Below are 13,919 nucleotides of genomic sequence, written 5' to 3'. Positions count from 1 at the left end.
TGAAGACTACGAAGCGTTTCTGAGAACGCTCAGTGAAGGCCTTGGGAAATACCCCATGGATCTCTTTTCGTTTTGCTTAATGCCAAACCATTGGCACTTGGTTCTACGGCCGCGAAAAGACGGGACGATGGGCAGGCTGTGCGGATGGCTCTCCTCCACGTACACACTTCGATACCATGCGCACCATCACACCCGCGGCCACGGGCATCTTTACCAAGGGCCGTTCAAGAACTTCGAAGTCGAAGATGACTCGCACTTTTTCACGCCGTCCGACTCTGCACCACGCGCGGACGCCCCTTTGGTTCTCAAGAGTGGATCGAAGAAACCTGCGAACGAAATGGCATTTGGTTCACAATCCGACCACGAGGCCGGCCAAGGAAGAAGCCAAAAACAGAAGCGGTCCAACCGCTACCGCACTGACAAGACGCACATTAAACCCCCTTCCCCTTTTCTAATTTTGCTTGCGACCGGCCCCAACGAAGTCTGGTCGTGGGACATCACAAAGCTCAAGGGGCCGGAGAAATGGACCTATTATTACCTATACGTCATCTTGGATATTTACAGCCGCTGTGTGGTCGGCTGGATGCTGGCACATCGCGAAAGCGCCGATCTTGCCAAGCAACTGATCGAGACAACTATTGAAAAGCAAAAGGTTCCGCGCGAGCAATTGATCCTGCATAGCGATCGTGGGCCATCGATGACGTCGCATTCGGTGGCACAGTTGCTTAATTCGCTTGGCGTCACCAAGTCACACAGTCGGCCGCATGTTTCCAACGACAATCCTTTCTCGGAAAGCCAGTTCAAAACGATGAAGTACCGCCCTGACTTTCCCCAGCGATTTGGATGCTATGAAGACGCACTTGGGTTCTGCCGTGATTTCATTGGCTGGTACAACGACGAGCATTATCACAGCGGCATCGGCTTGCTTACTCCATCATCGTTGCATTACGGGCAAGCGGAAAAAGTGATCGAGTCGAGAAAACAAACGCTTCACGGAGCATGGCAGAAGAATCCCGAGCGTTTCGTGCACGGCATTCCCACACCAGCAAGCCTTCCCAAAGCAGTTTGGATCAACGCTCCCAAGCGAACGGATGAATTGAAAAGCGAAGCCCCCGAAGCGAATTGCCCGGGGGCTCCAGAAGTAACGTCTTTGACGCACCCTCGATCCGGCTATCCCCTTGGACGGCCCGCGTCCCTGCAGAGCCGTCTTCCGTTTCACCGGACGTCGACACAGTACCAGCAACAAACTCTTTGAACACCCGAGTCATGCCTGAAAAAATCCCGGGGGTCGGGGCTGGCCCCTGAGCAGTCTGGATGCAGCATCTAGCACCTAAAGAAAAGTTGTCTCACAGTCGTTGACACATTCCGCACCGCACTAAGGGGCCCAACCCTAGCGAAGCCTTCTCAGGGGCCGGCTTGAGGTAATCGGGGGGCAGGCACCCCTTCACTCTTTCGAGAAAAGGCAACTTCTTTGATCTTTGGTGTGGTCGCTTGCCTTCAGCGTCAAACGAATTTGATTTTTGTCTATGATGGGCCTCGGTAGGTAGCGCGACGGAACTCTCATTTGACAAAGATCACTTCTGACCCCCTCAGGATAGACTGACCATGACCCCTCTCTTTTCACGCTCTCGTCACCGATTCTGCATTGCCGCTTCGCGGATCTTCTCTCTTGCTCTCCCCCCTGCCCTGCCAATGCTTGTTTGTGGGCTTTTGATTGCCGTCACCGCCAGCTCGCTGTTGGCAGAGCAACCTAAGGCCACGACGCTGAATCTCGCCGGCATCTTTGCCGACGACATGGTGCTGCAGCGTGAGACCGATGCTGCGATCTGGGGTAATGCATCGGCAGACGCCCAAGTCTCGATCACGCCCTCTTGGAATGGAAACGCCACGCTCACGACCGCAGATTCCAAGGGCCATTGGCGGACATCGTTGGCCACTCCCGAAGCGGGCGGCCCGTATACGATCGAAGTGAAAAGCGGTGACCAATCGCGGACACTTACCAATGTCTTGGTCGGCGAAGTGTGGATTTGTTCGGGGCAATCCAACATGCAGTGGAAGCTGCGTGGGTTTGGGCCGGATGAATTCAAAGAGGATGTCGCCAAAGCCAACTATCCCAACATTCGCTTCTGTGATGTGCCACAGAATCTTGCCTTCAAAGAACAACAGGATGTCCAAACCAAGTGGTCGGTTTGCAATCCCACGACGGCATACAACTTTAGTGCCGTCGCCTATTTCTTTGGTTCACGATTGCATCAAGAACTGGATATTCCAATCGGTTTGATTTCAACTAACTGGGGTGGTTCCTCCGCTGAAGCATGGACAAGTGAAGAAACGTTGCAAGCGGAATTCCCAGAGTTTGCTGAAACGCTGGCAAGTTACCCGGGATTGATCGAAGAGATCGGCGAACTGCAATCACGGAGCCAAAAAAAGCCCAAGGGGATCAACCACCGGTTGCCCTCGGTGCTTTACAACAGCATGATCAAGCCACTGATTCCGACGGCGATCGGCGGCGTGATCTGGTACCAAGGTGAATCCAACGTCGAACGGCCCTATCAATACCGAAAACTGTTTCCCGCGATGATTCACGATTGGCGGACCCAGTGGGGCATCGGTGACTTTCCCTTTTATTTTGTTCAAATTGCTCCGTTCAGCTACAAAACCAGTCCGTACCCGGCGGCGCTATTGCGAGAAGCTCAAGCGATGGCGTTGTCGGTCCCCAATACGGGAATGGCGGTGACGATGGACATTGGTAACGAGACCAATATCCACCCGAAACCGAAAAAGCCGGTGGGCGAGCGATTAGCGCGATTAGCACTCCGCCGAACCTACGGAAAATCGGACCTCGTCGACTCGGGGCCCGAGTATCAGTCAATGAAAGTCGAAGGCGACAAAATTCGGTTGTCGTTTGACCATGTCGGCTCGGGGCTGGTCAGCCGCGACGGCGAAGAGCTGAGCCATTTTGCCATCGCCGGTGAGGACCAAAACTTTGTTCCCGCCAAAGCGACGATCGATGGGGACACGGTCGTGGTTCGTAGCGAGCAAGTGGATACGCCGGTGACAGTGCGTTTCGGTTGGGGCAACGCGGACGCACCCAATTTAAGCAACCAGGAAGGACTTCCGGCGTCGTCCTTCCGAACCGATGATTGGCCGGTTCCACGACAAGATGGGAAATAGCAAACTGCAATCGAAGTGGACTAGGGTGGGGATTGGGGCAGCGATGCATGCTCCAAGACCCCGTCGCGTCAGTCATTTTAGGGGGTTCTTATTGCGTAGTTCGCGTCGGCAGGTAGGGACAGCGAAGTGACGTGGTCTGTCGTCATTTAGGTCACTGATGAAATTGCAACCGCCGAAGAGGTAAGGCAGGGAAAGCCTACTTGCAATATTTCACGGATTGAAATGCCTAGAACTCAGTCGTTTGTGTTGGCCTTTGTCTGCATCGCTGCAACGACACTTAGCAGCCAAGTCAGTGCGGAATGGTATGCGGATGTCGATAGCGGAGCGATGTTTATTAATGCACCTGACTTCCGGTTCTTTGCCAGACGAGGTGAAACATCTCCCTTCGAGCGAATCGAAAGTATCACCACCGACGATGGTGAAGACTTCGCTGCTTTTGTGGGGGGCAAGGCGGGCTGGATCTTTGATGGATCGCTGCTAGGCACCGGGAATATGCGGCTCGAATTCTCGGGCTTTTATGCTGGCTTCGATGATGACACCGCTGTCACCTTTTCCGACCCTGGCCCCGGTGTACGTTATGGCTTCGTCGCACTCGATAACACGACGGGGTTTGGGACAGTTGATCCTGCATCAAACTACAGTGTCATCCACACCACCACGTCGCGCGAAATCGACTTTGGTGGCTACGACCTGTTGTTGCATCAAGATTTTCGCATCGACGAAAACTGCATGTGGACGTTGTACGGAGGTCCTTCGCTGCAACATCTGTATCAAGGTTTTGTGACCACGATCTCCTACCCAATGGACGCCAGCCACTCGGGGGCGACGCTCATTGAATCGTTGGACACGGACTATGTCGGTGGAAAGGTAGGCATTAGCGGCCGCCGAAAACTGAATTCGCGGTGGAGTCTGTTCCTGGATGGCAACACGGGAATCTATCATGCCCGAACTCGCTATGACGGTCGATTTGTTCATGCCAGTTCAACTCCCCCTCACGACGATCGCATTGGGCTGACGCGGCACGATAACGCTGTTTCGACGCAAGCCAGACTCGAGCTGACGCGTCAAATGAACGATTCGGTCTTCGTTAGTTTGACGTCCAACGTCCAACACCTGGATTACGCCGGGCAGATGGATTACGGAACTCGCGTCGACACCGTTCCCAGCGGCTCGCGGCTTTCCATCGATGGCGACGAGCTGCTAAGTGCGACCGTTGGATTGCGGCTAACGATATTCCGCTAACCGCGACGCCAATCCTTCATCGCCTGTCGCTGAACCGAAAATCATGGTGCAAGCTCTGTGTTGGCAACTCCAGCCGTGCCCGGATGGAACAGGTTGTTAGAGAAGCGGAGCCCTTTGGGCATGTTTTCTCCTTGCGCAATGATGACTGCGTACTCAAAGCGAGCAGGCCCGATGCAGTCGACTATGTTGCCCTGAATAATCACATTCGTCAGTGGCGGATCGTCGGCTTGTTGGCCGCTGTCAAACTTCAACGGAGATCGTTCGTTGCCCCAGATCCAATGGGCGTCGCCGTGACCAAATTCGGAGATGATGTTGTTGGCGATGATCGATCCGCCGTCCGGGTTTGACGCGTTCGCTGCCGCACCTGGCATCAAGCCAATAGCCCACAAACTGTTTCGTGTGAATTGATTTCCGATGATGATCACGTTACGCGACCCATGCATCGCCTTCATACCTACGAACGAGTTGACGATGACATTATTGGCCACCGTCACATGGTCACAGTGTAAGTCGATTCCCTGAGCTGCGTTTTCAATATGGTTGTTAACGATGCGAGTTAGATCGCTCGTTTCGGGCGAGGTCACAATGATTCCCGATCCTTGTTGCCAGTTGTCGGTGTAATCAGCGTCCCACATTGTCTGGTTGACGATCAATCCTTTCTGTTTGTTCTTGCGAACGAAGTCGCCGAGATGATGTTCCGCTTTGATCTCTCGAGTCGGCACGAGGTTTTCTTCGATGACCCGGTTGGATTCGATTAGGGTGCCAACACTCTGTGAAACGCTGATGCCTGTGCCATCGGTGCAGTTGAAGGCGTAACCCCAGTCGGCTGACGCTGTGCGGTCATCGACTGTGATACGCATGTAATTCTTGATCAGACAATGAGTGATGCGGCTGTCGATGCAATCCCGAAGCGTGATCGCTGCGGACCGTGTGCGATTGTCGATCACGCTTACGTTCTCGATGACGAGGTCACGACAATCGATCGCTAGAATCCCCTCGTTATCGGTCTCCCGGTTTCCTTGGCTTCGCGTCACAGTCAGGTCGCGAATTGCCGCACCCTCGGCGTTTTCGATTTCAATCACCGGTTGATTCGCTTGCGTCTGAATAATTCGTCCCGGGCCAAACAAGCCGGATCCAGCACCACGAACACGCAGTTTTTCTGAAATGTGATAATCGCCTGGTGGCACGAAAACTAACCGGCCCCGATTGGCGTCCAGGGCTGCCTGAATCGTTTCATAGTCCGCGACTGAAAATCGATTGTCCGCAGTAGCCACGCTGCTGAACAGGCACATTAACAGTGCGAGAGTAGCGGATCTGCGGGATGTTGCCCGTTGGATAGCGTCATTCATTCTTGAGAAATTCATGGGTTCAATAACTTGGTATCAACCAACCACTCACACATCCGCTCAGGCCAATCGCCGGCGGCGGTCGTCGATCCGCGGCGGAATCCGAAACCGTGACCGGCGTTGCTGTAAACATGCATTTCACATGGCACGTCGGCTTCCCTGTATTGCAAATACACCTTGGCCATTCCGATTGAAATGTCATCGCGATCGTGAAAACCAAAGGCGATGAAAGCGGGTGGCATGCCGGGTTTGACCGTGAACGTGCCCGATTTGCCTGGATAGATCAGTCCCTGAAAGTCGGGACGGCTGCTGAATCGTTCGATCGGATCGTTGCTTTGCATGTCGCCGTCCTCGGGGTTCATCGCCGAATACGCAGCCAATTCGCCTCCTGCGGAAAAGCCGACAATGCCAATCCGATCAGGATTGATCTTCCAAGTCGCTGCATTGGCTCGCACCGTGCGAATCGCGCGGCGTGTGTCATTCATCGCGTCGCCTTCTAAGGTGTAAGGCGAATCTGGTTCGCGGCACAGTCGGTATCGCAGCACAAACGCCGCGATACCTTGCTCGGCGAACCACTCTGCGAGCGCGTCGCCCTCGTGTCCCAAGCAGAGTTTTTGGTGACCGCCGCCCGGCGCGATCACGACGGCGGTGCCGGTGGACTTGCCGTCGGCTGGCAAATAGGGAGTGATCGAAGGGTGATGCACGTTGCTGACGTTGGTGCCGTCCACCTTTTCCGGTTCATTCATCCGCTCGACCGATCCCGGTGCCCCGTCGGCCCAGAGCGGAATTTTTGCAGGCGAATCGGCGGCGAAAGAGGGGAATGTATAGAGAGCTGAAAGGCACAGAAGCAGGCAATGTGAAAGAAAACGTTTCATGTCCGAATGGAATCTCTAGGGTGGGGATTGATTTGTCTCGCCATTGTAATCGTTTCCCATAGGTCGAACGTAGTAGGCCGGATCGTAGCGGAGCGGAGATCCGGGGATCGCGGCGGCAACGAATTCACCATCCCATTCGCGTCAGCCGGATCTGCGTCGCTTAGGGCGACTTGATCCGGCCTACCGAACGGTTGGCCGAACTATCCAATCGAGTGGACTATACTTGGCGTTTAAAATTTCCTCTCTGCTGCTGAGTTCGGTTTCAATGACGTCCAAATTGATTTCTCTTTTTCGCTGGTCGCTGCTGGTCGTTGCCTGTGGGGGCATGCTTTCGTTCTGCTGCAGTTCGGCGAACGCCGCTGTGAATGTGCGTGACTTTGGGGCCAAAGGGGACGCGGTTGCAGACGATACCGCGGCAATTCGGGCGGCGTTTGCCGCGTCGCCACACGTCCATTTTCCCGCAGGCGTTTATGTGGTCACCGACGGAATCGATCTGCCTCGCAGCGCTCGATTGACTGGCGACGGTTCGCCCGCACTCGGCGTGTTTCCGCTACGTGACGACAAAGAGTATTTTGCCGACGGAAAGCGGCAGCAACTTCCCGGCACCACGCTGCTGTTTCGCGGCATCGCGAAACGGTCGATCCAGACGCTCCGTCACGATCGGTTTAAGACGCTACGGTATGCACTGAAAACTCAACCACAGTCAAGCTTTTCGATTCAGCAGTTGGCGATTGCACTGGATATGACCGTGATCGATTCAAACGGCAAGCGGACGACGCCCGCCACGGATCAACGCTCGGATTGTGATGTCGGTCTGTTGATCGATGATTCGTACGCGGGCACGGTGCGTGATGTGCAAGTCTTTGGACACTGGGCCAAGGCAGGCATGAGCATCGTTTCGCGTGGGCTGGGCGACAATCCCGATTACAACGCGTTTTGGAATTCGTCCTTTATGGGCGATGTCGGGGTGGCGCTACTCGGGTCGGATTCCGAAGATGGTCCCGGTTTGTCGGGGACTCAGTTTCACGGGTGCCGGTTGTTCGCAAACGATCATCACGACCGGTCCTCGCAGCACTTTGGTACCGCGGCGCTCTATATCGATGGGCGAACCGCCGGTAAGCGAGCGGACTTGAATGGACATTCGTTCTTTGGTGGTTGCATCCGCACTTACAACGACGATGCTGTTGTTCTGGACCATGCATCTAATCTGTCATTTCACGGTGTCGTGTTTGAATTGCCGACATGGAAAGGACGTGATGGTTCACCCGATAACAAATCGGGCCGCATCATCGGAACCGCAAACACACGTGATGTGTACTTATTTGGATGTCGGATGCACGACATCGGTTTGGACGCGCTTGCCGGTGGGATGATCGATGGTGCGGTGATTGCGATTCCGGACCGCTTTGGTGCGGCCTCGTTGAATCGGTCCGGTCACACCGTGCGATTGTTTACCACGCCAAAAAAGGGGGCTGTGGTTCAGTTGACCGACGAGGGAGATACGACCAACAGCGGCCGCATCTTGAGTGAAACGGAAGGAGCTCCGTAATGGGTAATTGATTTTTCTAGCGGTGTGATCCCAATGTCATCTACTTTGGTAGCGGCACGGCGCGAGCCGTCCGGTTGAGGCGAGTAAAACGTTCGGTTTAGACCGGGCGGGCCCCGCGCCGCACCGCTATCGAAAGTCGATGTCACTTTGCTTCCTGTGCCGCGGGGGCAGCGGCTGTCCAGCCCGCGTTGAGTTGACTTAGCAACTCGGCTACGCGTTCCGGATGCTCGTTCGCCACGTTTTTGGTTTCCGCCGGATCGGTTTGGTGATCATACAGTTCAACAAACAGCGGAGCGGTGTCGGGATGTTTCGTGTCTTTCCATGCCACAATCCGGTAGCGATCGGTTCTCATTGCGTAGCCCGTCAAGTCGTGTTCAAACAACTCGCGATCCCACTTTGATCCCATCTGTGTTTGGATACGATGTTCGACTTGGTTCAGTAGCGGACCGAAATACGTTTCTCGCATGGCAGGGCGAATCGGGAACGATCCCCATTCACGCAGCGCCGGACTCGGGAATTGACTAAAGGCTGCCGTTTTCCAGGCCCTCGCAGGATTTGCGATCAACGGTTTGAAACTTGTTCCCTCTAGATGCGACGGGGGTTCAATACCGGCAAGGTCACATAGGGTGGGATAGATATCGACCAGCTCGACTAAACCATCGGTTGCCTTTCCTCGATTGGCTGAGGGCATCTGCGGCGTCCAAATCATCATCGGAACCCGTGTCGCCAATTCATAGTTGGTAGCCTTGCACCACATTCCCATCTCGCCGAGATGGTAGCCATGATCGCTCCACAGGATAATGATCGTGTTGTCACGAACACCTGATTCATCCAGTGCGGCGATGATCCGTCCGACCTGTGCATCGACGTAACTGACGCAGGCAAGATAGGCGTGCTTCAGCGTACGAGACAAATCAGGATCCATCTCGCCGATTTTGGGGATGCCGCTGCGGACACGAAGTTCGAAGGAGGGATGAAGGCCGACTGCGGCACCGTCCTGCGGGGCTTCCGTTTGCGTGGCCATCGGGATCTCTTCACGGTCGTACAGGTCCCAGTAGCGTTTGGGAGCAACCCAATTCAAGTGCGGTTTGTTGAACCCGAGTGCCAAGAAGAAGGGTTTGTTGTCATCGGCGACCAAATCTTTCAGCGTCGCGATCGCTAAATCGGTATGGTAGCCATCGCCGTAGGTGTTGTCGGGCACATTGGCACTTTCGTATGCTGGCCCCATTGCCAAGCCCAGTTTTGCGACATCGCCATACTTGGCGATCATTTGTTTGCGAGTTTCCTTTTGAATCTTTTGGTTTTCAGGAAGAGCGAATCCTACAGGCTTTTTTAAGTTGCGGACTTCCCGGCGATTCTTCGACGGTTGACGGTTCCAAGACGCCGGGTCCAGATCGCCGTGATGAAAAATCTTTCCTAGATAAACGGTGTCGTAACCGTGGTTTCCAAAATGCTGAGGCAGCGTGAGGATGTCGGGATTCCGTTGCCGAAGCTTGACATAGTTGTGAGTGATTCCATTGGTATCGGGCCGCGTTCCCGTCAGCAGACTGACGCGAGACGGCCCACAAATTGCCTGTTGACAATAGGCTCGATTGAAGCGAAGTCCCGACGTTGCCAAGGCATCCATGTTCGGGGTGACTGCAATCGGCGAACCATAACATCCCAGTTCAGGACGCAGATCATCGACCCCGATAAACAAGATATTCGGTCTTGTCTGAGGTTCGGCTTTGGCATCGATCACAACAAGAACGCTGATCATCCACACGACGATCAGCGTTGATGAAATTAGTCGGGGCATATCTTTCCTTGTTGATCAAACCAACTGCGACGACCGGATGCTCTGAAATCGCTTCAGAGCAACGGGGGACGTTATTATTTCTTTTTCGCTTCCCAGATGTGCGAACCGCGAAGTAGTTCACGGTAGTTTGCCTTGAACCGCTTCGTTAGCTCGTCAAGTTTCTCTGGCATCGACGCGGACAGATCGTTGCTCTCGTCAATGTCGTCGGTGATTCGGAAGATCTGGAAATCAGATAACTCGGCCGACTTGACTTCCGCCTCGTTTTCCGTGGTCACATTGATGTACTTGCCGATATTCAGCTTGGCCAAAACTTTCCATTCGCCATCACGCATCGCGACTCGCCGTTCATTCAGCGCGTTGTAATAAATCCAGAACAGTGGTTTTGGCCGATTAGGAGCTTTGTTTTCGAGTGCGGGCAAGAAATTGGTTCCATCGAGCACGAGGTCCGCTGGCGGCGTCGTCCCGGCGAGCTGGCAAAACGTCGGCAGAAAGTCCAGCGAAGAAACCGGATGGTGCACCACTTGGTCCGCCTCAATTTGCTCTGGCCATCGCATGATGCCAGCCACACGAAAGCCTGCATCGGTGGTCCATAGCTTCATGCCGCGAAGCGGCGTGGCGCGACCGTAGGAACGTCCCGCCCGGCGATAACGATTCAGAGTCTCGGGGCCATTGTCGGCAGTGAAGACGACCAAGGTGTTCGAATCGACGTTCAAGTCCTTCAGTGCGGTCATCAATCGACCAACCGCTACATCCAGATTGGCCACGTTGGCAAAGTACTGGGCCTCGTCCTCATTGCGGGCCTCTTCGCTGTACTGCTCGACTAGGTTTTTCGGCGAGGCAACCGGTTCGTGAGGTTCATGAAAGGCCACGTACATAAAAAAGGGTTGCTCAGGAGCTTCGGCTTGCTGTCCTTTCAGCCACGTGACGGCTTCATCGACTACTAGCTGGCAGCTGTATCCTTCCAGTGGCCCGACCGGCTCGCCGTTGCGAACAAAGTTTTGTGGATTCTCGTGCGACGGGCTGGCGTTGTTCTGTGTGCCAAACCAATGATCAAAACCAGCACTATCGGGTTGAGGTTGCTGTGGGGAGTTGAACTTTCCATTGCAGTGCCATTTGCCCGACATGCAAGTTGCATAGCCCACCTGCTTCAGCAGTTGCGGGATCGTGACTTCCGAGGAACGCATGTAAACGTTGCGGCCGCCGGGGATGAAGTCGTACACGCCAGCACGATTGGGACTGCGACCGGTCAACAATCCGACTCGCGAGGGCGAACAGACCGGTGCAGCGGAATAGAAGTTGGTGAAGCGGACGCCCTCCTCCGCCATCCGGTTCAAGTGCGGCGTTTTGATATGAGGGTGACCGTAACATTCGAGATCGCCATAGCCGAGATCGTCACACAAAACCACGACGATGTTGGGTTTGTCGGCAGCCTGTAGTTGCACACCGCCCCAACGGATTGAGATTAGAACGAATAGTAAGATCAGGGTGGTACGAACGGTAATCATCTCGAGCCGTTTCATCATGGTTTCCTTTTATCGTGCACCCGTGCGGGGCGGTGCTGAGTCAGTTGAAAGTCAAGTTGTCGTTGGAGTTGCGATCAGCAGGGGGTGTGATCCTGCCGGACGGTCGGGGCGACAACGGATGGTGGTGTAATTTTGTCTTAGCGACAGTTCAGTGGGGTGGATTATTGTCTAAAACTCGCCGAAATTCAAAATTCTTTCCAAGTTTGATGTTTTTGTTGTTTGGATTTCCCACAGTATTTCCATCCTTTTCGTTGGCATCGCGGATGGCAATTTCAAGTCACCGCACATTCAAATTCATAATTCAAAGGATTCGTTGATGGAAGCTGGGAAAAAGCGGCTGGTACAAAGCGGCTTCACGCTCGTGGAATTGCTGGTCGTGATCGCTATCATTGGGGTGTTGGTCGGACTGTTGCTACCGGCGGTCCAAGCCGCACGTGAAGCCGCCCGTCGCATGAGCTGCAGCAACAATTTCAAGCAAATTGGGCTGGCGATGCACAATTACCACTCCGCGTACAATCAGCTGCCAATGCAGATGGGTGGTACCGGCAATGGCGGCCTGAGTGATGTGGATGCTCCGAGTAACCCGGTTCAATCGGACATCGCTGCATTGGGACGTTTAAGCTTTCTGGTTGGGTTGACCCCGTTTTTCGAGCAACAAGCTTTGTGGGAACAGATCAGTAATCCCAATCAAGAATTGGTGGGCGGAGGCGTTAAGTCGCCTGCGTGGCCGTCGATGGGCCCTGCTCCGCATCCCAACACCAATACATATGTCCCCTGGATGACGGAAATCGCAGCGTTGCGTTGTCCGAGTGACCCAGGTGTCGGGCTGCCGGCTCAGGGACGAACGAACTATGGCGCTTGCACCGGCGATTCCAATTACTGGCACGAACAGGGGCCGGTCAGCGACGCGTTGGTGCCGCAATCCACCAACGCGACCAACTTTCGTCCGTCGGACCGCGGTTTCTTTGCCCCGCGAAAAACAACGATGTTTCGTGATGTCCTCGACGGGATGTCCAATACGATTGCTGCTGGCGAGATCATCACCGATTTGGGCGATCTCGACACTCGTGGCCGAATGCGGAACGACAACTCGTTTCAAAATGTTGGGCCCGGGGGAGTGCGAACCAAGTTAGTGGATCCCGCACGACCTCAGTTTTGGCAGTCCGGCGCAAGCGGGCTTCCTGGAGGTGCTGGCGAAGGCCGAGGTTATGAGTGGGCCAACGGCTATGGTATCTATTCGCAGATGAAAACGATGGCGCCCCCAAACACGCCTTGTGTGATGGGCGGTTGGACGCAAAGCAGTGGTTTGTTGCCTCCTGCAAGTCGCCATCAAGGCGGTTGTCATATTCTGATGGGCGACGGAGCCGTGAAGTTTGTGACCGATTCGATTGAATCTGGTAACCAAAGCACCGGTCCGGTCTGGCGAGATGGCACCGGCATCCGGGCGCCGGGGGCACCGAGTCCGTATGGTTTGTGGGGTGCGTTGGGCACGCGAGCTAGCAAAGAAATCATCGATTCTGCTTTTTAACAGCGTGATGTTTAGCAGCGTAAACGATGAAGTTTATCCTCGAGTTCGCCCGCAAATCGGGTGAGCTTGAGGGTGGTTTGTTTTTTAATTTTCAGCACTTTTCTATAAGGCGATTTCGGTGAAGCTTGCCAATGTTTTGATGTTGTTTTGTCTAGCGGTCGGGTTGACGGTCGCGGGTTGCGGTGGGAAAGCGGATAACGAGGTGATCGTGGCTGATCCTGATATAAATTATGCCGGCGAGTATCCTGATGAATACGAAGCACCATCGTACAAGTAGAATGATGGTTTAGCAGGAGTAAACCATTGAGCGAAACCACGCGCTCGCATCGAGATCACGTTCACGGGTTGTTTATCAAACACTCGCCGTTAATACGTGGGTTTATCCTAAGTCTGTTGCCCAACATGAGTCGTGCGGATGACGTTTTGCAGGAGACGTTTCTCACGATTTCGGACAAGGCGAATGACTTTGTGATCGGTACGGATTTCGTGGCTTGGGCGTGCACCATCGCCAAGTACAAGGTTTTGGAAGAATGTAAACGGCTAGGTGGCAAAGCAACGGCCGTGTTGTCGCCTGAGGTGGTCGAAGCACTGTGTGTGGTGCAGCATCCCTCGACGGATGACCGCGAGGGCGAAAAACTGCAAGCATTGACAATGTGCTTAGACACGCTGCCGCCGTCGATGCGTCGTGCCATCGAACTGCGTTACACTCGCGCTCACACCGCGTCGGAAATTGCTTCGCTATTTGGATGGAGTACCGATTCGGTGTACGTGATTTTGTCTCGAGCGCGAGCCGCACTGGAAAAATGTATCAACATTCGTCTCAAAGCGGATGGGGGTTAGTTCAATGGACCGTGATCGATTGGTGAAGCTGCTCGGTTTGTACT

General features: G+C 54.4%; 10 protein-coding genes and 2 pseudogenes. 8 read left to right on the top strand and 4 right to left on the bottom strand.

Annotated features, from left to right (window positions below; translation table 11 throughout):
* Positions 1–19 precede the first annotated feature (19 nt).
* The 4 genes and pseudogenes from RMSM_RS43930 to RMSM_RS34575 all read left to right on the top strand — a co-directional run.
* Positions 20–238 (top strand): annotated as a pseudogene (locus RMSM_RS43930) (transposase); the annotation flags it as partial.
* Between the two features lie 144 nt (positions 239–382).
* Positions 383–1,084 (top strand): annotated as a pseudogene (locus tag RMSM_RS43255) (IS3 family transposase); the annotation flags it as partial.
* A 608-nt stretch (positions 1,085–1,692) separates the two neighbouring features.
* Positions 1,693–3,174: a sialate O-acetylesterase gene (locus RMSM_RS34580; RefSeq protein ID WP_008708722.1), complete on the top strand. Its 1,482-nt coding sequence runs from the start codon at positions 1,693–1,695 to the stop codon at positions 3,172–3,174.
* A 222-nt stretch (positions 3,175–3,396) separates the two neighbouring features.
* Entirely contained in the window at positions 3,397–4,416 is a 1,020-nt protein-coding gene (locus tag RMSM_RS34575; protein ID WP_008708719.1) for a hypothetical protein, read from the top strand.
* A gap of 41 nt (positions 4,417–4,457) precedes the next feature.
* Here the strand turns inward: RMSM_RS34575 and RMSM_RS34570 are convergent, their stop codons facing one another.
* Together RMSM_RS34570 and RMSM_RS34565 are read right to left on the bottom strand one after the other, a co-directional pair.
* Positions 4,458–5,765 carry a right-handed parallel beta-helix repeat-containing protein gene (locus RMSM_RS34570; RefSeq protein ID WP_160168440.1) on the bottom strand — a complete coding sequence of 436 codons (1,308 nt, stop codon included), beginning with the start codon at positions 5,763–5,765 and terminating at the stop codon, positions 4,458–4,460.
* Between the two features lie 11 nt (positions 5,766–5,776).
* Complete coding sequence (locus RMSM_RS34565) at positions 5,777–6,637, bottom strand: alpha/beta hydrolase (RefSeq protein ID WP_008708715.1); 861 nt, start codon at positions 6,635–6,637, stop codon at positions 5,777–5,779.
* A 265-nt stretch (positions 6,638–6,902) separates the two neighbouring features.
* Between RMSM_RS34565 and RMSM_RS34560 the strand changes: the two genes are divergently transcribed.
* Entirely contained in the window at positions 6,903–8,186 is a 1,284-nt protein-coding gene (locus RMSM_RS34560; RefSeq protein WP_085980642.1) for a glycosyl hydrolase family 28-related protein, read from the top strand.
* A 142-nt stretch (positions 8,187–8,328) separates the two neighbouring features.
* On the opposite strand, the gene RMSM_RS34555 is transcribed toward RMSM_RS34560, so the two are convergent.
* Both RMSM_RS34555 and RMSM_RS34550 read right to left on the bottom strand, forming a co-directional pair.
* Positions 8,329–9,945 carry a sulfatase gene (locus RMSM_RS34555; protein ID WP_390173749.1) on the bottom strand — a complete coding sequence of 539 codons (1,617 nt, stop codon included), beginning with the start codon at positions 9,943–9,945 and terminating at the stop codon, positions 8,329–8,331.
* Positions 9,946–10,058: 113 nt separating this feature from the next.
* Positions 10,059–11,507, bottom strand: coding sequence for a sulfatase family protein (locus RMSM_RS34550; protein ID WP_008708709.1), 1,449 nt, complete (start codon positions 11,505–11,507; stop codon positions 10,059–10,061).
* Positions 11,508–11,823: 316 nt separating this feature from the next.
* Between RMSM_RS34550 and RMSM_RS34540 the strand changes: the two genes are divergently transcribed.
* The 3 genes from RMSM_RS34540 (at position 11,824) to RMSM_RS34535 (ending at position 13,875) form a co-directional block, all read left to right on the top strand.
* A complete protein-coding gene (locus tag RMSM_RS34540; protein ID WP_008708706.1) occupies positions 11,824–13,035 on the top strand; it encodes a DUF1559 domain-containing protein in 1,212 nt (403 codons plus the stop codon).
* A gap of 118 nt (positions 13,036–13,153) precedes the next feature.
* Positions 13,154–13,312: a hypothetical protein gene (locus RMSM_RS41595; protein WP_008708703.1), complete on the top strand. Its 159-nt coding sequence runs from the start codon at positions 13,154–13,156 to the stop codon at positions 13,310–13,312.
* A gap of 26 nt (positions 13,313–13,338) precedes the next feature.
* Positions 13,339–13,875: a sigma-70 family RNA polymerase sigma factor gene (locus tag RMSM_RS34535; protein ID WP_236622422.1), complete on the top strand. Its 537-nt coding sequence runs from the start codon at positions 13,339–13,341 to the stop codon at positions 13,873–13,875.
* Positions 13,876–13,919: the final 44 nt, after the last annotated feature.

Origin of the sequence: Rhodopirellula maiorica SM1, from assembly GCF_000346295.1 — a bacterium.
Classification (GTDB): Bacteria; Planctomycetota; Planctomycetia; order Pirellulales; family Pirellulaceae; genus Novipirellula; species Novipirellula maiorica.
This window is presented reverse-complemented; position numbering and strand designations above follow the sequence as displayed.

Excerpts from the sequence above, each read along its gene's own strand:
- RMSM_RS34580 (WP_008708722.1), top strand. The coding sequence starts at position 1,693 with ATGCTTGTTTGTGGGCTTTTGATTGCCGTCACCGCCAGCTCGCTGTTG.
- RMSM_RS34575 (WP_008708719.1), top strand. The coding sequence starts at position 3,397 with ATGCCTAGAACTCAGTCGTTTGTGTTGGCCTTTGTCTGCATCGCTGCA.
- RMSM_RS34570 (WP_160168440.1), bottom strand. The coding sequence starts at position 5,765 with ATGAATGACGCTATCCAACGGGCAACATCCCGCAGATCCGCTACTCTC.
- RMSM_RS34565 (WP_008708715.1), bottom strand. The coding sequence starts at position 6,637 with ATGAAACGTTTTCTTTCACATTGCCTGCTTCTGTGCCTTTCAGCTCTC.
- RMSM_RS34560 (WP_085980642.1), top strand. The coding sequence starts at position 6,903 with ATGACGTCCAAATTGATTTCTCTTTTTCGCTGGTCGCTGCTGGTCGTT.
- RMSM_RS34555 (WP_390173749.1), bottom strand. The coding sequence starts at position 9,945 with ATGATCAGCGTTCTTGTTGTGATCGATGCCAAAGCCGAACCTCAGACA.
- RMSM_RS34550 (WP_008708709.1), bottom strand. The coding sequence starts at position 11,507 with ATGATGAAACGGCTCGAGATGATTACCGTTCGTACCACCCTGATCTTA.
- RMSM_RS34540 (WP_008708706.1), top strand. The coding sequence starts at position 11,824 with ATGGAAGCTGGGAAAAAGCGGCTGGTACAAAGCGGCTTCACGCTCGTG.